Source organism: Parerythrobacter lutipelagi (assembly GCF_005434975.1).
Lineage (GTDB): Bacteria > Pseudomonadota > Alphaproteobacteria > Sphingomonadales > Sphingomonadaceae > Parerythrobacter_A > Parerythrobacter_A lutipelagi.
This window is the reverse complement of record NZ_SKCJ01000001.1, coordinates 1-19,930: the sequence shown is the minus strand read 5'-3', so window position 1 is coordinate 19,930 and position 19,930 is coordinate 1. Positions and strand designations below refer to the sequence as shown.

The 19,930-nt window shown below is 60.6% G+C and carries 18 protein-coding genes; 5 read left to right on the top strand and 13 right to left on the bottom strand.

The features are described from left to right. Positions 1 to 3 precede the first annotated feature (3 nt). Entirely contained in the window at positions 4 to 2,916 is a 2,913-nt protein-coding gene (gene mobF / locus E0502_RS00085) for a MobF family relaxase (protein WP_137675992.1), read from the top strand. A gap of 93 nt (positions 2,917 to 3,009) precedes the next feature. Here mobF and E0502_RS00080 read toward each other — a convergent pair whose 3' ends face one another. From E0502_RS00080 to E0502_RS00065, 4 genes are all read right to left on the bottom strand, one after another. Next, positions 3,010 to 4,224, bottom strand: a complete 1,215-nt coding sequence (locus tag E0502_RS00080) for a type II toxin-antitoxin system HipA family toxin (RefSeq protein ID WP_137675991.1) — start codon at positions 4,222 to 4,224, stop codon at positions 3,010 to 3,012. Next, a complete protein-coding gene (locus E0502_RS00075) occupies positions 4,221 to 4,844 on the bottom strand; it encodes a helix-turn-helix domain-containing protein (RefSeq protein ID WP_090483105.1) in 624 nt (207 codons plus the stop codon). The genes E0502_RS00080 and E0502_RS00075 overlap by 4 nt, the downstream gene beginning before the upstream one ends. 547 nt (positions 4,845 to 5,391) lie before the next feature. Further along, positions 5,392 to 6,912 (bottom strand): ABC1 kinase family protein, encoded by a 1,521-nt coding sequence (locus E0502_RS00070; RefSeq protein ID WP_240048790.1) that lies wholly within the window; start codon positions 6,910 to 6,912, stop codon positions 5,392 to 5,394. A 70-nt stretch (positions 6,913 to 6,982) separates the two neighbouring features. Beyond that, positions 6,983 to 7,474, bottom strand: a complete 492-nt coding sequence (locus E0502_RS00065; RefSeq protein WP_090483095.1) for a MarR family winged helix-turn-helix transcriptional regulator — start codon at positions 7,472 to 7,474, stop codon at positions 6,983 to 6,985. 125 nt (positions 7,475 to 7,599) lie between these two features. Here E0502_RS00065 and E0502_RS00060 point away from each other — a divergent pair, with 125 nt between their 5' ends. From E0502_RS00060 to E0502_RS00050, 3 genes are read left to right on the top strand one after another with little or no spacing between them, the layout of a single operon-like run. Continuing rightward, positions 7,600 to 8,727 (top strand): HlyD family secretion protein, encoded by a 1,128-nt coding sequence (locus E0502_RS00060; RefSeq protein ID WP_061926347.1) that lies wholly within the window; start codon positions 7,600 to 7,602, stop codon positions 8,725 to 8,727. Continuing rightward, positions 8,724 to 10,295 (top strand): MDR family MFS transporter, encoded by a 1,572-nt coding sequence (locus tag E0502_RS00055; protein WP_051051456.1) that lies wholly within the window; start codon positions 8,724 to 8,726, stop codon positions 10,293 to 10,295. Before E0502_RS00060 ends, E0502_RS00055 begins: the two co-directional genes overlap by 4 nt. 10 nt (positions 10,296 to 10,305) lie before the next feature. Further along, positions 10,306 to 11,766: an efflux transporter outer membrane subunit gene (locus E0502_RS00050; protein ID WP_137675990.1), complete on the top strand. Its 1,461-nt coding sequence runs from the start codon at positions 10,306 to 10,308 to the stop codon at positions 11,764 to 11,766. Here E0502_RS00050 and E0502_RS00045 read toward each other — a convergent pair. The 6 genes from E0502_RS00045 to E0502_RS15250 form a co-directional block, all read right to left on the bottom strand. Continuing rightward, the gene (locus E0502_RS00045) at positions 11,696 to 12,190 is read right to left on the bottom strand and encodes a hotdog fold thioesterase (RefSeq protein ID WP_082745685.1); all 495 of its coding nucleotides are present in this window, start codon (positions 12,188 to 12,190) and stop codon (positions 11,696 to 11,698) included. The genes E0502_RS00050 and E0502_RS00045 overlap by 71 nt on opposite strands. Beyond that, positions 12,187 to 13,092, bottom strand: coding sequence for an alpha/beta fold hydrolase (locus E0502_RS00040; RefSeq protein ID WP_090483092.1), 906 nt, complete (start codon positions 13,090 to 13,092; stop codon positions 12,187 to 12,189). The genes E0502_RS00045 and E0502_RS00040 overlap by 4 nt, the downstream gene beginning before the upstream one ends. 234 nt (positions 13,093 to 13,326) lie before the next feature. Beyond that, complete coding sequence (locus E0502_RS00035; RefSeq protein ID WP_137675989.1) at positions 13,327 to 13,962, bottom strand: S24 family peptidase; 636 nt, start codon at positions 13,960 to 13,962, stop codon at positions 13,327 to 13,329. A gap of 303 nt (positions 13,963 to 14,265) precedes the next feature. Beyond that, positions 14,266 to 14,457, bottom strand: coding sequence for a DUF6961 family protein (locus tag E0502_RS00030; RefSeq protein WP_137675988.1), 192 nt, complete (start codon positions 14,455 to 14,457; stop codon positions 14,266 to 14,268). Beyond that, the gene (locus E0502_RS15365; protein WP_255478505.1) at positions 14,457 to 14,588 is read right to left on the bottom strand and encodes a hypothetical protein; all 132 of its coding nucleotides are present in this window, start codon (positions 14,586 to 14,588) and stop codon (positions 14,457 to 14,459) included. Before E0502_RS15365 ends, E0502_RS00030 begins: the two co-directional genes overlap by 1 nt. Continuing rightward, a complete protein-coding gene (locus E0502_RS15250; protein WP_240048789.1) occupies positions 14,588 to 15,127 on the bottom strand; it encodes a thermonuclease family protein in 540 nt (179 codons plus the stop codon). The genes E0502_RS15365 and E0502_RS15250 overlap by 1 nt, the downstream gene beginning before the upstream one ends. Positions 15,128 to 15,250: 123 nt before the next feature. Between E0502_RS15250 and E0502_RS00020 the strand changes: the two genes are divergently transcribed. Continuing rightward, a complete protein-coding gene (locus E0502_RS00020; protein ID WP_137675987.1) occupies positions 15,251 to 15,460 on the top strand; it encodes a hypothetical protein in 210 nt (69 codons plus the stop codon). 1 nt (position 15,461) lies between these two features. Here E0502_RS00020 and E0502_RS00015 read toward each other — a convergent pair whose 3' ends face one another. The 3 genes from E0502_RS00015 to traF all read right to left on the bottom strand — a co-directional run. Beyond that, a complete protein-coding gene (locus E0502_RS00015) occupies positions 15,462 to 18,164 on the bottom strand; it encodes a conjugal transfer protein TraG N-terminal domain-containing protein (protein ID WP_137675986.1) in 2,703 nt (900 codons plus the stop codon). Between the two features lie 9 nt (positions 18,165 to 18,173). Next, entirely contained in the window at positions 18,174 to 19,610 is a 1,437-nt protein-coding gene (locus E0502_RS00010; protein ID WP_137675985.1) for a conjugal transfer protein TraH, read from the bottom strand. Then, the coding region (gene traF / locus E0502_RS00005; protein WP_137675984.1) for a conjugal transfer protein TraF at positions 19,600 to 19,930 on the bottom strand (331 nt) is incomplete at its 5' end. The genes traF and E0502_RS00010, both read right to left, overlap by 11 nt.

The window sequence follows — 19,930 nt, the reverse complement described above, 5'->3', positions numbered from 1 at the left end:
CCCATGCTTTCCGTCGCCAATGTCCGCTCGCCATCGGCGGCGGCAAGCTACTTCGCTTCGGACAATTACTACGCGAGCGCCGATGCCGACCGCTCGGGCCGGTGGGTCGGCGAGGGTGCAAGGCGCCTTGGTCTCGACGGCAAGGTCGAGACCGCAGTGTTCGACGCGCTGCTGCGCGGAGAGCTGCCCGACGGCAGCAGTGTCGGCAATCCCGGGCAGGCACACCGCCCAGGTACAGACCTCACCTTCTCCGTTCCCAAGAGCTGGTCGCTGCTGGCGCTCGTCGGGAAGGACGAGCGGATCATCCCTGCCTATCGCGAAGCCGTCCTCGAAGCGCTGCACTGGGCTGAGAAGAATGCGGCCGAGACCCGGATGGTGGAGAAAGGCAAGATCGTCACTCAAGCCACGGGAAGCCTTGCGATCGGCCTGTTCCAGCACGACACCAACCGCAACCAGGAGCCGAACCTCCACTTTCATGCGGTCATCGCCAATGTCACGCAAGGCAAGGACGGGAAGTGGCGCACGCTCAAGAACGACCGGCTCTGGCAGCTCAACACCACGCTCAATTCTATTGCAATGGCGCGCTTTCGCGTCGCGGTCGAGAAGCTTGGCTACGAGCCGGGACCGACCCTCAAGCACGGCAATTTCGAAGCGCGCGGTATCACCCGCGAACAGGTCATGGCGTTCTCGAGCCGCCGCCAGGAAGTGCTCGATGCGCGGCGCGGTCCTGGTCTTGAAGCTGGCCGCATCGCTGCGCTCGATACGCGCGCCAGTAAGGACACGATCGAGGACCGCGAAACCTTGGGCAAGCTCTGGAGCGAAACCGCGAAATCCATCGGGTTGGACCTCGCTCCCTTGGTCGAGCGGGCCCGGATCCGCACACTGAAACAGTCGATCGAAACTGGCAGGTTCGGCTCGCTTGTCGAGCGCGGGCGCGCATGGCTGGGACGCTTCGCCGCGCATGTCAGGGGCGATCCGGCTGATCCGCTTGTGCCCAAGTCGGTCCTCAGACAGGACCGTGAGACGATCGCAGCGGCACAGGCCGTCGCTTCGGCGGTGCGTCATCTCTCGCAGCGCGAGGCTGCCTTCGAGCGCACCGCGCTCTACAAGGCCGCGCTCGATTTCGGGTTGCCAGCGACGATTGCCGATATTGAAAAACGGACCCGCGCCTTGGTGCGCTCCGGCGACCTCATAGTGGGCAAGGGAGACCACAAGGGCTGGCTGGCTTCGCGTGACGCGGTGATCGCTGAGCAGCGGATCTTGTCCGAGGTTGCCGCTGGCAAGGGTGCGAGCTCGTCTGCAGTTGAGACGGGAAGCGCGACCGCTCGTGTCCAGGCCGCTGCAATGGCAGGGCAGGGATTCCGCCTCAACGAGGGTCAGCTCGGAGCGGCGAAGTTGATCCTGACGTCCGAGGATCGAACGATCGCGGTCCAGGGAATTGCCGGTGCCGGCAAGAGCAGCGTTCTGAAACCCGTCGCCGAGGTGCTGCGCGCCGAGGGCCGCCCGGTCATTGGCCTCGCAATCCAAAACACTCTCGTCCAGATGCTCGAACGCGACACCGGTATAGCCTCGCAGACGCTGGCCCGGTTCCTTGGTGGCTGGAACAAGCTGCTCGACGATCCCGGTAACGCGGTGCTGCGTTTGGAGGCAAAGGCGGCGCTGAAGGACCATGTGCTGGTGCTCGACGAGGCTTCGATGATCTCGAACGAGGACAAGGAAAAGCTCGTCCGCCTTGCCAATCTTGCTGGCGTTCACCGCCTGGTCCTGATGGGGGACCGCAAGCAGCTCGGCGCAGTCGATGCGGGCAAACCCTTCGCGCTGCTGCAGCGGACGGGTATGGCGCGCGCTGAAATGGCGACCAACCTGCGCGCCCGCGATCCAGTCATCCGCGAGGCGCAGGCGGCAGCGCAGGCGGGCGATGTGCGCACGGCGCTGCGTCACCTGCAGCCGCACACGGTCGAAGCCAAGGGCGATGGCGCGCTGGTCGCTGCTGACATCTGGTTGGCGCTCGACAAGAACGACCGCGCGCGGACATCGATCTACGCCTCGGGCCGCGCCATCCGCTCTGCGGTCAATGCTGCCATCCAGCAGGGACTTCTCGCCAATGGCGAGATTGGCCCGGGCAAGGCCGAGCTCGGAGTGCTCGACCGCGTCAACACGACCCGCGAAGAGCTGCGACATCTCTCGGCCTATCAGCCTGGCCGGGTGCTCGAGGTCTCGAGAAAGCAACAGGCCCTGGGACTGTCAGCGGGCGAGTATCGTGTCCTGGGACAGGACCGGAAGGGCAGGCAGGTCGAAGTTGCGGATAAGCGCGGCAAGCGGTTCCGGTTCGACCCGGCACGGATCAGGGCAGGGAAGGGCGACCAGAATCTGACCTTGCATGAGCCGAGGAAGCTCGAGATCCATGAAGGCGACCGGATCCGATGGACCCGCAACGATCATCGCCGCGGCCTGTTCAATGCCGACCAGGCCAGGGTGGTTGCCGTTGTCGGCGGGAAGGTCACTTTCGAAACTTCCAAGGGAGACCAGGTCGAGCTCAAAAAGGACGATCCGATGCTGAAGCGGATCGATCTTGCCTATGCGCTGAACGCCCATATGGCGCAGGGTCTGACATCCGATCGCGGCATTGCAGTCATGGACAGCCGCGAGCGCAACCTGTCGAACCAGAAGACCTTCCTGGTGACGATCACGAGGCTTCGCGATCACCTGACGCTGGTTGTCGACAGTTCGGACAGGCTCGGAGCAGCCGTCGCACGCAACAAGGGCGAGAAGGCCTCGGCCCTCGAGGTCACCGCACAGTTGACCCCGCCAGAAAAGAAAAACGGCGAACTTGATCAGCTGAAACCGGAAGAGGTCAACAAGGCCGAAAAGGAACTCGCCCGAAGCAAGAGCAAGACACTGGACTTCGGGATTTGAAGGGCCGCTATGTGCCAGATTTTCTGACGAATTGGGCCAGGCAGTTGGTCCAGGTGGTGCTTACACGCGAACGGCCGGATTTCGGAACCGCTCTCAGATCGCAAGAGTCTTGCGATGCCTCTCAATCGCGCTTCGCACGTCATCGGGGAAGGGCAGGTGTCCGCTTTCGTTGCTCCAGGCGTCGTCGAACTGTGCAACGACATCCTTCGCTGTCGCGGTGATCAGCTTGGCAGGCAGCCTTGCCTTGTCGGCGATCGCCTCGAGTTCATCATAGGTATAGGACGCCCACTCGCGCGAGCTATGAAACTTGAGTGCAGCATCGTCGCCTGGGATATAGGCGAGCGTCGAAAGCAGGTCATAGGCAGGTGCCAGCAGCGCGTTTCGCCTATCCGGATAGATCAACGACCAGTTCTTGAGGTGCATGTCGCCATTCCCGATCAGCACCGAGTAGGTGAGCCGGCGGACCAATTCGACCACGCTTTGCTCGTCGGTCTCGATCGCCAGCACGCTGAGGATCTGGCGGTAGCTCGCATTCTCGTATTTATCGTCTGCAAAGACACCGAACACCTGGGCGAAGTCTTCGGTGTGTACGGGTCCCTCTTCTCCCCGGTCGAAGCGCCGGATGGCAAAAGCGGACTCTCCGTAACAGGTGATACCTTCGGGTATGCCATCGATCTGATCGAGAGGCACAAGGCCGATTTCAGGTACGTCGATCCCGATCTTTGCTGCCAGTTTCATCGCTGCGAATTCAGCCTCGGGCACGTCCGGATGTCTCGCAGAGGGCAGCTTGACGATCCAGTCGCCGCCGCTGCCTGTGACTGGGATCGTCAGTCCGCCATTCTTGCCCTGGGCTTTGATCGCCGAGAATTTGAGTTGCACGCCGGCAAGCGAGAAGCGCAGCGCGCGCTCTGCCTGCTTCCCCGCCGCTTCTTCATCTAGCTCGTCGGCCTCCGTTTCCTCGGCATCGACGGCGACGGCGCGCACTGCGCCGGGAAGATCGTGCCCGAGCTGTGCGAGAAGGTGGTACTCGCGCATGGCTTTCACGCCCGCGCGGCGGGCCAGGTAGTCGCGAAGCGTGCCTTCGGGAAGGAGGTTGGAGAAGAACGGCTCAATCTTCGTTCGATAGCTGCGTGTCTCGGCAATGATTTCGCCGTTCGCGTCCTTGTAGGCCAGCGACAGCGTTGGCCGATCCTGGTCGGCAAGGTAGACTTCGTCGAATGTGAAGATGCTCGCATCTCCATCGAGGCGCGCAATGGTTCCAACGCGCGTCTTACCCAGAAAGATATCGAGAGCAGCTGCGTCGATCATGTGGCGTCGTCCCCAAGGCGGTAAGCAGGCCGTCTTGAGGCACTGTCTTGACCGATTGCTTGAACCTGCGAGTTTCTGACGTGTTGGAGGGCACGCGTGGATGCTGCGATCTGTTGGGTGAGTTTCTTCCTTCCCTCTTGCTGCTCAAGCGCCCAGCCGAGATCCTGGAGATGCTTTTTCAGATGAGCGACGGGCTGCAAGGCCTGCTCGATGGCTTTGAGCGTTTCGGGAGTGAAATTAACGGCCTGGATATCCTTAAGTGCGCTTTGAAGCTCGGTCACTTCGGTGACGCTCGGATAGCTCTCCCGTACTCGCTCGGCGAACCGGTTGGTTTCGGCAATCGTTGCGAGCACTCGACTTGCCTCGCTTCTTTCGCGCTGTGAGCGAACTACGCCTTCGATCGCCGGTACGGTCCTTCGAGGCACTAGCTTCAGTTCGAGGTCGAGCGCGCGCGCTATTTCGACGAGGCTGGAAATCTGTAGGTCTACACTCCCGCCTTCGATTTTGGAGATATGGCTTTGAGGCAAGCCTACCCGTTCACCCAGCTGTTTCTGGGTAAAGCCTTTTGCTATCCGTGCCGCTTTGATGCTTGCGGCGATGTCCTCGATTGTCGTGCTCATAAATATGTTTCTACATATGCTGGCCTACGTCTATATGTTTTAGCATATACCATGATCGTTGAGAAAGGCAATAGAGATATGCAATGGCATATATACACTACCCATGATAGGCCATTGCATATCATGGGTAGTGTTTGCCGCGCATAAAGCGTGAGCCGTCGTCACTTCAAAGAGCCTTTTCCCGCTCTTTCGATGACAGAGCTTTCGCCCAGAGATCTGCCATTCAGTCAGGAAGGCCAACGGCGGCAATGCGCCCTAATCCCGGTCATTCGAGTAGTCACGATTTTCGCCCAAAAGCTGCCGTTGGTTCAGACTAGCGTCGATGGCAGCTATGCGCCCCAATAGCGGCCATAAAGTCAGGCCAGGACACGCTTGAAAGCTGCCGTTCCAAAGTTTCGTCTGATTGAGGGAAAATAAGCCTTCAATCGCAATAGGTCGAAAAATTTTCTTCGCGATGCGTCTTGGTCGCTGAAGTGAGGCGCATGAAATCCTCGTTAAGTTCGGCTTTGCCGTATCGTGACCGTGCACGAATTAAGTTGCTCCTTCATTATGACTTTCGGATGAGCACCACCCCAGCAATCACAAGCGCGCCGCCAGCCAGAAGCCAGGATTGATCGACAAGCAACGCGCTAGCTATGATCAATGCGGCAGCTAGAGGGCCTTTCAAGGACTGACGCTCATTGCGAAGTCCAGCGAGCTGCTCGATACTGAGCGGATCGAGCTGAACCGGCACATATCCTGACTTTGCGATCGAGTTCGCAGTGGCAAGTATGTCGGGCAAGGACGCCGACAAACCCAGCAGCTGACCGCGAAGTCTCTTCAAACCCGACCGAGCGCTGCCGAGCGAGAACCGCTCGGCGAGAAGCTCCGTGATGATCGGCCGGGTCTCTTCGGCGATGTTGTAGTCCGGTGCCAGCGATCGGACGAAGCCCTCTGCAGTCAACAAGGTACGCAGAAGAATGGCCAGATCAGGTGGCAGAACCAGTCGATAATCCCGCAACAGGTCGAAAGCGCGGGAAAAAATCTGCGAGAACTCGATGCCAGATAGCACGGTCCCCCTGAACTCTCCGATCAACTGATCCAGATCCACCGCGAGCGCATCGCGATCCACCTTCGGCTCCCCCGCCCATGCGAGCAGGACATTCGCGACATCGCTGGTTTCCTCACCAGCGATCGCAAGGACGAGGCGGACGATCTCGTCGCGCCTGGCCTTGGTGAGCGTCCCGACCGATCCAAAGTCGATGAAGCCGACATCCTGCTCGCCGATCATGAAGACGTTACCGGGATGGGGGTCGCCGTGAAATTCGCCGTTCAGGATGATCATCCGCAGGACAGCGTTGGCATAGCTTTTAGCGAAAGCCGCCACCCGCGGGTCGCCCGATGGGCTGCCCAGCGAAGACGCGGGCCTGCCGTACAGGCGTTCCTGAACGTTCACCCGCAGCCCGGTCAGTTCCCAATGGATGGCCGGGGACCTGACGCCGATGGTATCGAGATATGCGCCGATCCGCTCGCAGGCTCGGGATTCCGCAGCGAGGTCCATCTCCCAGGCAAGATTGCGGCCGAAGGTCCGCAGAAACTCGACTGGCCGGTAACGCGCGATGTCCGGCGACCGTGCTTCCACGATCCCGGCAAGGCGTATAAGGAGGCGCACATCAGCCTCCATCCGAGCGGCAGTGCCTGGCCGCCGAACCTTCACGATGACCTCGCTTCCGTCCCGCAGTCTGGCGGAATAGGTTTGCGCTATGGAGGCAGAGGCCAAAGGCTTTTCGTCGAACTGCGCAAAGTCGCTCCGCCAGTCCTCACCCCAGCTTGAAGCAAGTACGGGCTCGATATCTGCGAAGGGCACTGACGACACCTGATCGTGCAGGGTTGAGAATGCCGTGATCCAGTGTTCGGTAAACAGATCGCTTCGGGTGGCGAGGAGTTGCCCCAGCTTTATGCCGACTGGCCCGATGTCACGGAGGAACGCCACAACTGCAGCCGGATGAAATTCGCGAGGATCGATGACATTGCTCGAAGAGGGAATAAATCCGAGGGCTCCGGCGAGATTCTTCGCGCCGTGCCTCATTAGGATTTGGCCGATCTCCGCGGCGCGAGCGATGCTGCTGATAGGCTTTTCCGGGGGCGATGCCATGATTTTACTCAGCCTCGGCCCGGAGTTGGTCCAGATTTTCCGATACCCTTTCAAGAGTCTGCTGCAACGTTTGCTTCTCGTCGGCGGCAATGTCGCGCCAAAGCAGACCATGAAGCCTATCCGCGGAGCCTCTCAGTTCGGGCAGCAGATCGTCAAGCTGCTCCGTGAGGATGAGCTGCCACGCTCGCCGATCCGTCTCAGCTCGAAGCCTTTTCATCAGCCCGCGTGCGCAAAGACCTGCAACCGCCTGGCCGATGGTCGCCGATTCCAGTTCCAGTTTCTTGGCGATTTCAGCCTGCGTAAGGGCAGGATCGCGAAGAAGTTGTCCGATGATCCTCCACTGTGTCTGATTGAGACCGATCCTGGCGACCCTCGCATCGTACACTCTGCGCGCGCCGCGACTGATCTCGTCCATAAGATAGAGAATGCGGTCATCATCGGTGATGAACTTCTGCCGACGCTGAGACCGTGACATGGTATCTGGTTTTTCATCCATAGCGCTGTGTAGTCGGATAGCCTCGGATGCCCAAATGCAAACTGCTAAATGCCTTTACTATCTGACTCACGGCTCATAGGGCGCGAGACGCGTTCACCTTTTACTGAGGCTGCCGAAAGAGTCAGATGACCGATAACTCCAACCAACCGGAGCAGGAGGGCACAACCCCAACGAAACCGCAATCGCGGCGTGGCTTGCGCATCGTGCTAATCATCGTTGGTCTTGCCGTGCTGCTTGGCGGGATCTGGTGGTACTACCGGCACGTAACCTACGGACAGTACATGCAGACGACCGATAACGCCTATGTCGCTGCCGACAGCGTCGTTATCTCTTCCAAGGTAGCGGGATACGTCGAAGAGGTCTTCGTGGGGGAGAACGAGCAGGTTGCTCGCGGCGGAGCCCTCGTACAACTGGATCTGCGGGATTATCAGGCGCAAGCGCAACAGGCGCGCGCACAGATCGCTGCGACCCTGGCCGGTGCCGACACAATCCGTTCTCAGGTAGCCGAACAGGATGCAGCCATTCGCCAGGCGCGGGGCCAACTCGCCGCCGCGCGCGCAGCACTGGACCTCGCGAACGACCAGGTGGCGCGATATCGGCCCCTTGCCGCGACAGGAGCCGAACCGCGGGAAAAGCTAGACCAGTATGAGGCGCAGGCGCGGCAAGCGCGGGCCGAACTCGTCGCCGCGCAGGCAGCGGTGGCTGCCGCGACCGCGCGCCGAGGGACCCTGTTCGAGCAGATCAACCAGACCCAGGCGCAGGCGGACGCTGCTCGCGCTCAGCTGGAAACAGCCGACCTTACGGTTGAATCGACCTTGCTGCGCGCCAGCAAGGCCGGCCGCGTCGGCGATCTCTCGGTGAGGGTGGGCCAGTTCGTGCAACCGGGTCAACGTTTGATGACGGTGGTTCCGGTGAGGGCGATCTACGTGACGGCAAACTTCAAGGAAACGCAGGTCGGCCTGATCCGGGCCGGCCAAAGCGTCAGGCTCGAAGTTGACGCCCTACCCGACCTTGAGATCGCGGGGCGAGTGGTCAGCATATCGCCGGGAACGGGCGCGGAATTTTCCATCCTCCCCCCCGAAAATGCCACCGGCAACTTTACCAAGATCGTTCAACGGATACCCGTCCGCATCGGTATCGATGCTCCCCCTGAAGTGCGGCGTCTGCTCGTTCCCGGCATGTCGGTAGTGGCTACGGTCGACACCCGGAATGCTGCCGGCGAATTGGAAGAGATCTCGAGTCGGACTCAATGACCGAGATACTGGCAGCGCAGGACACTTCGATCGGGCCGGCCGGGGGCCGAAAGAACGCAGACGTGACTGCCTGGGTCGCTGTGGCCGCGGGCGCGCTTGGCGCCATGCTCGCGACGCTGGACATATCAATCGTCAATTCCGCACTCCCCGTCATTCAGGGCGAGATCGGTGCCACAGGCGCCGAAGGCACCTGGATTGCTACGTCATTTCTCGTTGCTGAAATCGTCGTCATTCCGCTGAGCGCTTGGCTCGAACGGCTGTTCGGTCTGCGAACCCTCCTCATCATCGCGGTTAGCGCGTTCACCGCATTTTCGGTGCTATGCGGGATTGCAACCGACCTTACGACCATGATCATCGGCCGAACGGGTCAGGGATTCACGGGCGGAGTCCTCATTCCGACCGCAATGACTATTGTGGCTAAACGATTACCGCCGCACCAACAGCCAATCGGAATGGCCCTGTTCGGCATGACTGTGGTTCTTGGCCCCGTGATGGGGCCATTGATCGGCGGCTGGCTGACCGAGAACCTGAGCTGGCACTATGCCTTTTTCGTCAATGTGCCAGTCTGCGCAATCCTGCTGCTCTTGCTGTTTATCGGGCTGCCTCACGAGAAGCCCAAGTGGGAATATCTCACGGACGCCGATTGGGCTGGCATTCTCGGGCTGATCCTCGGACTGGGCGGTCTGACTGTTGTACTCGAGGAAGGGCACCGTGAGGAATGGTTCGAGTCCTCACTCATTCGCTGGCTAACGGTGGTGACCATTATCGGCTTTGCCTGTTTGATTTACGGACAGGTGAAGGCACGCAAGCCAGTCTTGAAGTTGCAGCTCCTGTTCAATCGACAGTTCGCCAGCGTCGCGATCATGGCGCTCGCCCTGGGCATGGTGATGTATGGTTCGACCTATGTCATTCCGCAGTTTCTGGCGATCATCTCTGACTATAATGCTTTTCAGACGGGACTGGTCATCTTCTGGATGGGTGTCCCGGCCTTTCTCCTGATGCCGGTTCTGCCCCTGATGATCCGCAAGGTGGACATCCGCATTGCCGTCGGCACCGGAATGCTGCTGATGGCGATCAGCTGCTTTGTCAGCACGAGTCTGACCGCCGAATCCGGCGGCGCTGTCTTCACTGAAAGTCAGCTTATCCGCGGGGCCGGAATGATACTTGCGATGATGTTCCTGAATCAGGCAACGGTTGCGTCGGTGGCCAAGGAAGACGCGGGCGATGCCTCGGGCATTTTCAACGCGGCCCGCAATCTTGGCGGATCATTCGCCCTCTCGGCCCTCGCTTCGTTCCAGGACCAGCGAATTTGGCACCATACGAGGCGCATGGAAGAAACGCTGAATGCGAACAGCGTTTCGCTGCAGACCTATCTCGACGGACTGGCGCGAAGCTTGGGCGATATGGAACGAGCGATGGCGGCACTCGGCGGCACTCTCCAGCGCGAAGCGTTCATCATGACCTACAATGATGTCTTTCTGGTGATGGGACTTCTCACACTCGCGACAGTCCCGCTTGTTCTGTTCCTCAAGCCGCTTCCGGAAAATGTCTCCCTTTCGATGCACTGAGCCCGAGATTATGCGCCACTTGCTACCTCCGATTATCACTATCGCCTTGCTAGCTGGATGCACGGCTGGGCCCGATTATGCAGGCCCCCCGGAAGTTGTGTCAGCAGACACGGGCACTCGCTTTGTGCGCGCTGGCAGTGATGTGAGCGCATCTGATCCGGTTGTCGCTCAATGGTGGCTGCTGCTCGGCGATCCCGAGTTGACGCGGCTGGTGGAGGCTGCGCTGTCCGGCAACCCTTCGCTCGCCGCAGCGCAGGCGCGCATTGCCCAGGCACGGGCATCCATCAGGCAAGACCGTGCGGGTCGAATGCCATCGCTTGGGGCACAGGCCACCACCGTGCAGGGCCGGCTTCGTGGTCTCGACATTCAAGGCGGGGCGCCCCCCCCGTCAGAGCAAACCAATTCCGACGCAGAAACCGATGACTCGCTCAGCTTTTTCAATGTGGGCCTTAACGCCAACTGGGAGCTGGAGTTCGCCGGTGGCTCGCGCAGGCGCATTGAAGCCAGCAATGCCCAAGCTGCTGCAACCGTGGCCAATGCAGAGGACGCAAAGGTCCAGTTGACTGCCCAAGTGGCCAGCACCTACGTCAATTTGCGGGAGGCCCAATTCCGCGCAGAGCAATTTGAGGCGCAGATTTCGTTGCAGGAAGAGATCCTGGCGCTGACATACCAACGCTATCAGCACGGTGCATTGCCGCTTTTCCCGGTAGGCACCGCGAATGCCGAACTGGAGATGCTCAAGTCACAACTTGCCGAAGCTGAAGCGGATATCGCAGTCCTGTCTGATGCACTCGCTATACTGACCGGACAGGTGCCGGGATCAGTTGATGCAGCGCTCACGACTGCGCATTCCATTCCCATGCCGCCAGAGCAGGTCGCGATCGGCGATCCGGCAAGCCTGGTGGCGCGTCGGCCTGACATAAGGGCGGCCGAACGGTCTCTTGCCGCGTCGACGGCGCGGATCGGGGTGGCCGAGGCGGCGCGGTTCCCGAAATTGTCCTTCACGGGGATCCTGGGCCTCGGCGGATCCTCGTTGGACGACGTTGTCGATGTCGGCGATTTCTCCGCACTCGCGATCCCACGCCTCCAGTGGAATTTTCTGGATTTCGGCAGGGTAGACGCTGCGATCGACCAAGCCGGGGCGGCGCGCAACGAAGCAGTCGCCAATTACCAGCAGACGGTGCTTCTGGCACTGCAAGACGCCGAACGTGCCTTGGCTCGCTTCGGCCAGCAGCGTGTGGCGCTCGCTGCCAGTATGCAAATCAAGAAGCAGGCTGACGGCGCGGCGGACCTGAACCGCCAACGTTTTGCCGCAGGAGCGATCTCGAAGGCTGACCTCAACCGGGCCCTGCGAGAACAGCAGCAGGCCTCAGCAGACCTCGTCCGGGCAAAAGGTGCCCTTACGCTGGCGTGGATCGCGCTGCAGAAGTCGCTGGGCCTTGGGTGGCAAGAGCCTGTTCGAGATCAATAGTCCCGCCGCGCTGATCAAGTGATCCGGTTGACGAGAAGTAGGCGCCCCTGCCGCTGGCGACCAACTTGTCGTCGGGCTCGAGAACCCGGGTTTCCGCCACCGAAATCTGTCGCCCGATCTTCACGATCTGTCCGTGAGCAGTGAGAGGTCCTGAGGTTGCAGGACGGTGGTAATCGACATGCAGATCGGCCGTCGCTCTCGCCGCGACGCCCCCGGCAAGCAGAGTATAAAGCCCGGTGAGGTCGACCAGTGAAGCCAGGATCCCTCCATGCGCCGACCCAATCATAGGGTTCGACACGATCTCTTCGCGCCATGGCATGGTGATCGCGATTCCCTGGTCGGAGCATGTTGCAATCTCCAGCCCAAGCCATCGATGAAACGGCGCGATATTCAGCATTTCCTGCAAGCGCTCTCGATCGATCATAGCTCCCTCGTCCCCTGTGGTTGAGCCGTATCGCAAGAGTGATGGGTTCGTAGGAAATCGACGATAGCGGCGGAGAAGGCATCGTTCGCATCGCCCACGACCATGTGCGTGGCATCGGCAATATCGGTGTATTCTGCATGGGGGGCGAGTTGTCGCAGATGCAAAACGGCCTCTTCGGAAACAAGATCGCTAGAGCCGCCTCGGATGAGGTGAAGCGGAAGCGTGAGATTCGCCGCAGCTTGGCTCAGCATTGCCGATTGACGTTCTTGGCTGTCTGGGTCGCCTTGTCTGGCTGACATTATATTACGGATAAACACCGGGTCCCAGTGCCAATAGAAGCGCCCATCCGACTTCTGCCGCAGATAGTTTTTCAGACCATCGCTCGCGCCCCGCTTGGGACGATGCGGTATGTAGCGAGCGATCACGTCGGCCGCCTCCTCTGGTGAGGCGAAGCCGCTATCGACATGCTCTTCCATGAAACCAACCACGCGCATCACACCGCTGGGCTCCATGCGCGGGGCAATGTCGACCAATGTGAGTGAAGCAAAGCTACCTGGAGCAAGCTCCCCTGCGGCAATCAGTCCAGCGAGCCCGCCCAGTGAAGCGCCAACCAGCGCTGGCTTCTGGTCCAGGCGCGACGCTGCAGCGACCAGATCCGCCGCGAAGTCGCGCATTTCATAAGCTCCGCATAGCGACCAATCGCTGTCTCCGTGACCGCGCATGTCGAAGGCGATTGCGCGAAAGCCGGCTTGAGCCAGCTCGCTGACCACCCTTCTCCACGCGCGCCGTGTCTGCCCGCCGCCGTGCGCAAGAAGGACGGGTTTAGCGTAGGCATCCCCCTCAGCCTCGGCTGTAAGAGAAATCGCGCCTGCGCCCTCAATCGTAAAGGTTTCTCTCGCCATCTCCGGATGGTAGGAAAGGCGCGCTAAATAGTAAACCAATTTAGTTTGTGGCTCTCGGCTCCGTGTTGGCTGTCCTGCAGGGGCGTTTCAACGACGGCAAAAGTCTATGCCAAGAGGGGTTTCTCCAGACCATTCTCTAATGCACCGGCTTGCGATTCGGTCAGTAGTCGCTGTCCGCTTAATCCGCTCAAAGATATAAAAGCTGCCTTTCCGCTTCCGGCCCAAGTCCTGCCGTTACAAGGCTCGGCCAAACCAGATGACCCGACCGACGACGTGCACCTCAGATCGGTCCATGTCGTGCCAAGTTGGATAAGCTGGGTTGTCGCTGGCGATTGTGATTTGTCGGCCACCAGGCTTGATAGCAATACGCTTAACGACCAGAGCATCATCAGCGCGCAAAACGTAGATTCCATCGCGCAATCGTGAGCCATGGTCTGACGCGTCGACCAGGACCTCGTCACCATCGCTGAGCGTGGGCTCCATCGAGTCACCCTTTACGCCGACGATCGACAGGCTGGCGCTCTTGGCCGACGTCAGGTGCCGCAGCCACCGCTCATCGAACCCGAACCGGGTGTGTGCAGTCTCACTGGCAGCTACCGCGCCGAATCCAGCAGATGCTTCCACATCGAGAACGGGGATCTCGACCATACCATCATTGACTGGATTGGCGGGACCGCCGAGCACTTGCTCATCGACGCCGAAGAAGCAGGCAAGTGTCTTTCGGTCTTCGTCATCGAGCTTTCGCGGTGAACCGCGCTTGATGAATTGCTGCACATAGGCAGGGTTGCGGCCAAGCAGCCGCGATATCGAGGCGTAGCCATATCCGCCCTTGAGGATCAGCCGGTCGAGCTCTTCCCTGACATGTTCCATCTGTCTGTCCTTCGAATCTCAATTGTAGGAATTTTCCTAGACTCGCGGATGTGATCCTACTAAGAACATAACAAGAACACAAGGGATTTGCGAGTCGGAGCGAAAGGGTTATGACCTTGCTGGAACGGATCGAAAAGCATCTGAAAGATCACCATATTTCGGCAACGCGCTTCGGCCGGCGCGCAGTTGGCGATCCTCGATTCGTACTCGATCTCAGGCAAGGGCGAAGGCCGCGTCGACGAACGCTTGAACGGCTGGAAGCCTATCTGCAGTCAGTCGACGCTAGAGATCCTCAAGGTTCTATCAGGAATAGGTCCTGCGCTCGACAAGTTGCTCATAGCGACGGGCAACATTCTGCCAAAGTCTTGCCCCGTCCTGCTCGCCGGCCTGGTATAGCTGATCGATCTTCGACGCAATGAATTCACCTCCGGCGTCGCCATGGTGCTTATCCACCCACAGCGCCATGCCCCAAAGCTCCTGATCACGGGTGAGCATCAGAAGAGTGACCCGATGCCTGCGATGAGCATAAGGACAATCGGAATACCCAGCAGCCATGCTTCGAGCTTCAATTTCCATTCCCGCTCGTTGCCCGGCAAGGGATCGTCACTGTCCGGCCAGATGCGCATCAGCACCATGGCTCCCTGCGTCCGGACCAGGTTCGTGCTAGTCCTTCCGCGACCAATTGGTCGCCGATCGAGCGGCCATCGCGCATCAGGACACGGAGCTTACGACCGTACTGGTCTTCGTCTCGATTACCGATTGGAACGGCGGAGAACTCTCCCTGATTGAGCAGAACCACCAACCTGTCGCGTGCCCTTATGCCGAGATCGTATTCGATATCGCATCTTGGCTGCGAAATTTCAGGCGTGTCGATATCCGCGATCCTGATCTTCACGCCTTCGAGCCAGATCGTGTCGCCATCGATGACACAAGTGCGTCTGACCATGCCGCAAACGGCAAAGCTGTGCTTGGTTCGTGCCTCAGCGATCGCCGAACCAAAAGGCCAGTAGATGCCAAGAATGCCGCCCAGAATGCCAACGAGTAAGCCTCCGGCAACAAGCAGCGCAAGGCCGCGCCGTTTGCCTTGCTTCTGTCGGAGAACTCCTGCGTGAAAATCGAAGACATTATTCTGAGGTGATCTTCCTGCCATGCCAACTCCTTTCATTTTCGGGCCTGCAAGCCAAGATACCGTGCTCGCTTTTCCGATGATTTTCGGCTATTTTCTCAGCAACAAGATGGGGCTGAGAAGAGGAGAGGGCGGCTCCCTTCTTGTGAAGGAGAATGAGCGATGAACGATCCAGACGACACACCCCCGGGCGGCAAGGAGGGCTGGGAGGGCTTCCGCGAAGTAGATCGGGCCATCGCCGAGAACCGTCTCACTTCCTACACCTGGAAAAAGACCTGGGCTGACCCGTGGGGCAAGCTTGGATTGATCCTGTTCGGGGTCCTGTTCCTCGCCTTTTTGATCTATGTGATCATCTACGACGGGCTGATCTGAGCTACCATTCCTTCACATCGTCGGCCGCCTCAGCCGAGGCTCCCTTGGCATCGCGAGTCTTGCCATCGAGGTATCCTTTGACGGTCCCGATCCGCCGGTCCCCTTGTTGTTGGACCCGACCTACATTCCGGGCGATGTCTTCACGCTCGCTTGAGGGGGCGCCAAGGCTCCCTGGTACCCCGCCAAGCCGTACCGATCCCCGCACGCCATCTGCGCTGCTCACAGCGGGTCGAGCGACGGACGCAAAGGGCGGCAGAGCCAGGTCATCCGCGATCTCGGCATTGAGCTGGTTCGCATAGCTTTCGACGAACCGCGCCTGGAGTTTCTGGCCCCGCGCACTCATCTGGAAATCGATGTCGTCGAAGCGCACCGGCCCATAGTAGTCGCGGTTACCATCGATCTCCGCCATGCCCCATTCGCGATAGGCCTGGCTGAGGTTGAGCGTGCCTGCGGCATTGGCACTTTCGTACCAGCTTGCCTGGTTTTCGAGGCGGCTGGCGATCTCCTCGGCTCGGCGCGCTTCGCGGGTGTAGCTCTGCGCTTCGGTGATCGACGTGGTGATCCCGGCCGAGCTGCTTGACACCAGCGCCTCCGAACTCGAACTCGTTTCACGCAGGAAGCCTTCGCGCGTGCTCGACCAGCTGCGACTGTCCGAGATCTGGCTCAGCGCGCCCATGATGCGCGAGCGATCCTCGGAGGCGATCCCGATATCACTGTCAGTCCAGGTCTGGTTCCGACCACCCTTTAACCCGAGGGTGCCCTTGATCGAGCCTCGTTCTCCTTTGACCCCGAGACCGGCATCCCCGTTCAGGAACCAGGACACAGTAATGTCGTCGGCCGCGCGGCGCGACAGCCCGAACTGCTGCTGGAGTGTTTTCGAGGCGTTGTCGACTTCGCTGAAGGCGCTGCCGATGCTGTCGCTCGTTGACGTGCCACTGACGCTCTCGTTCGAGCGCGAGCGGGTGTAGGCATCGCGCAACTCGCTGAAGCGGGTGACAGCCGAGCTCGTCGATTGCTGGGCAAGGTTCGAGAATGTCTCGCTCTGGCCGCGGCTCTGGCTCGCCATGGTCGCAAGCCGGCTCGAGAAGTCCTGCCCTAGCGTTGGTGTGAACGGATAGCTCGAGGTCGGCACAGTCGCGAACTCGGCCTGCGGGAAGCCGGTGGTTTGGGTGCCGTTTTCGCCCGTCGTTCGCGTCTGCGCGGCGCCGTAGCCAATGTTGGGAGCAAGGCTGGCTTGCGCAAACTGGCGCGAAAACACGTTCGAGTTCTCAAGGCTGGAATTGCCGAGCGAAATATTGCCGGTGCTCGCTTCGCGCGCCGCCTCTTCTGCCGCGTTCTGGCTCGGATTGAGGTAGCTGGTTGCCTGGCCCGATATTGCGAGCGCGCCCCTGGCGACGCCGCCTGCAAGGAACGGTATCGATGCGACGAGGTAGCCGGCCAGGATCCCGATATCGTTGTTGACGTCGGTCATGCCGGAGAAGGTCGCGAGGCTGAGACCGGTCGCGCCGCCCGCTGCCGCCACATCGCTCGCGCCCTTGAGCATCAGGATCATGTGCAGGATGACGAACAGCGGCCCCCAAGCTGCCAGATAGAAGAAGCCCGTGACGTATCCTCTGAGAGCGATCGGTCCGGTCTTGGGCATCAGGAACAGTGGGAAGAGCACCGGAAAAAGCGCGTAGAATACGACCGTCAGGACGACATTGAGGATCGGGACCCATTTCATCGCGTTGTGCGCGATCGAGGAATAGGTCCGTTCGGTTTGGATGTCGGCGCGGGTCTGCGCGAACACATCGACGCTCGATGCACCGCTAGCTCCGGCGAAGCCATGCATCGCCTGGTTCATGGCGTTGATGGTCAGAACCTGGCGGAAGATGCTGCTTGCATCCTTCGAGACGCCGGTGAGGTATTGATAGGCAATCGGCAGGTCTGCGATGAGCTTGGCCTTCGCGAGCGCCTCGGTCTGCCGGGGGTAGAGCTGGCGCCCGGCGACCCGTGTCATCTCATCAATAAGCCCGGCCCACTGGTTGGAGAGCGCAGTGTATGCTTCGCGGCAGGTGATGATCGTGGCCGTGACGCTATCGTCCGCCTGCCGGGTGAGGAAGCGCTGTGCCCGCGCGGCACTGCCAGGCGCAATGGTCGCCCAGATATCGTTGCTTTCGGACAGTTCCTTCATCGAGTAGCGGCCGAGGAGCAGGTCGTAGAACACGCATTGCCGCACATGCTCGTCGAAATTGGCGGCAAACTCGGGATCGGCAATGCGCAGGGACCGTGTCGCTTCGAGCAGGCGCGCGCCATAAATCATGCCGTTCTTCGAGTAGTTGAGATCGTCGGGGAGGCCGAAGACGAGCTCGGCGGAGCGGGTAAGGTAGTCGCCTGCCTGACTGGTGAAGCTTGCCATGAGCGCGAGCCCGAGCGGGACATTGGCGACTGTCGCCGGAGCGAGGCTCGGATTGACACGGTCGGTGACCTGCACATCCATGCGCGGCACCATCAGGCACATGTAGATGAGTGTCGCGCCGAGGAACCAGTTGAGCCAGGCGCGCCAGTCCTGGTTGAACGCGACGACAATGACCGCAAGCGCCATGCCCATGACCAGCGCCACCTGGATCAGGCTCTTGTAGCCACCGGCCCCGGTCCACGCGGCGACGGCGTTCAAGACATTGACGATGTATTCGCCGCCGCCGGTTGTGAAGATCTCGACCATGTCGCGGCCTCAGGGGATAATCGAGCGCGACTGGAGCCCGCGCGACCAGTCGAGCGCTGCCGACATCGAGGGCGACATCGAGGCGGCAAGGGCGTTCTCGATCATCGCCGTTTTCTCGATGATCTGCATGATAGCGGAGACCTTGGCCTGTCCGGTGGCCTGTCGCTGGACGAGCCCCGAACGCACCTCAGCAACCTGGCCGCGCCAGATCGCGAGCTTGGCTTCGTCGGCGGCGATGAAGCTCGCCATCGAGCGCCCGGCTTCCGACACGATCCGGTCGAGGATGGCATAGAGCAGGTCGATGCTGGCGATCTCGGCGAGCGTGTCGCGGTCGTCAGTCGGCATTCCGCGCCCATAGGCGGCCTGGACGGTAAGGATCTTGTACAAGGGGACCGAGGCGACCTGCAGCAATTCCTTCTCTGCGTTTCCGATCGCGGTGTCGGCGCGGATCGCATCGACCATATTGCCGATGAGGAGTGCGACGCGAGGGCGGATCGCCTTGGCGTTTGAAAGACTCATCTGCTCGAATGTCGGATTGAGGCAGAGATCGGTCTCGTCGCAGCGGAACACGCGCACGGTCTGGCCCTGCGTCCCGTCGAGCAGCGCGCTCACCAGCGTCGAGGAGGCATCGCCTGCGAAAGGCACGAACTTGCCTGCCTCGTCGTCCCTGGGCGGCACGTAGATCACCGTGCCGATGAGCGTCATGGCGTATTCGGCAAGCTCGCGGTCGAATGTCCCGCCGGGATTGAAGAAGGCGCTCTTCTTCAGGACGTGCCAGGTGTAGTTGCGCGCCACGCCTGGATTGATGTCGGCGTAATCGGCGCCGGCGCCTTCGTTGGTCGAGGCGCGCTGGCCGCGTGTGCCACAGCCGTGCTTCGCTGCGGCATAATCGGTGAAGATTCCTTCGGAGTTACCGATCGCTTCGCAGATCGCCTTGTCGGCGAGATCGCCCTTGGGCCAGAGGCCTCCGACCAGCCCCTGCGCCATCTCGCAGGAGTTGATCGAGAGATTGTTCATGAGCTGAGCCTTTTGCGAAAACTCCTGCATGATTTTGTTGCACTCGGGGCAAACGGTATCGATCGCGAGACTGAAGGCGAACCCGACCGCGTTGTTCGCCACGGCTTTGAGCAGCGCGACCATCTCGCTTGCGTTGATGAAGGAAAAGGACCCGGCGAAGATGTCGATGCCGCCGCAGCCCGCGCGGGCGCGGGGCAGCTGGAGATTGGCCACATTGGTCGTCTTCTGTGGGAAGCGCGTCCAGACATTGCCGAGGCTGTAATAGCCTGCCGATTGGCCTTCGAAGGCAGTCGGGCCGGTCACGTTCGCCGCCGCGCCCATGTCGTCCATGAAGCGATCCATGCTGTCGCCGACGTTAGCGGCAACCGGGGACGCAACCATGCTGGCGGCGGCGAGGGTCAGCGCCGCGTTGCGAATACTAGTAATCATGTCCGGCTTCCTTCGAGGTGAGGAGGTAGATGCGGTCCTGGAGCTCGTCGGCAGAGAGCACGCCGTAGCCGATCGGGATCGGGCGTTTGGTCGCGCTGTCCCAAAGCACGAGCGCCGGGGTGGCCTTGCCTTCAAGACCGAGCCTGGCGCGCTGGTTCGTTTCCACGCGGTAGTCGGGAAAGTGTCGCGAAGGACCGCCATCGGTCGAGATCGCGCGCACCGTAATGCGCCAGCGGTCGGCAACACCTTTGACGATCGGGCTCATCACTTCGCACGGGCCGCAGGTGGCGCTGAAGAAATAGAACAGGCCGTAGCGCTGT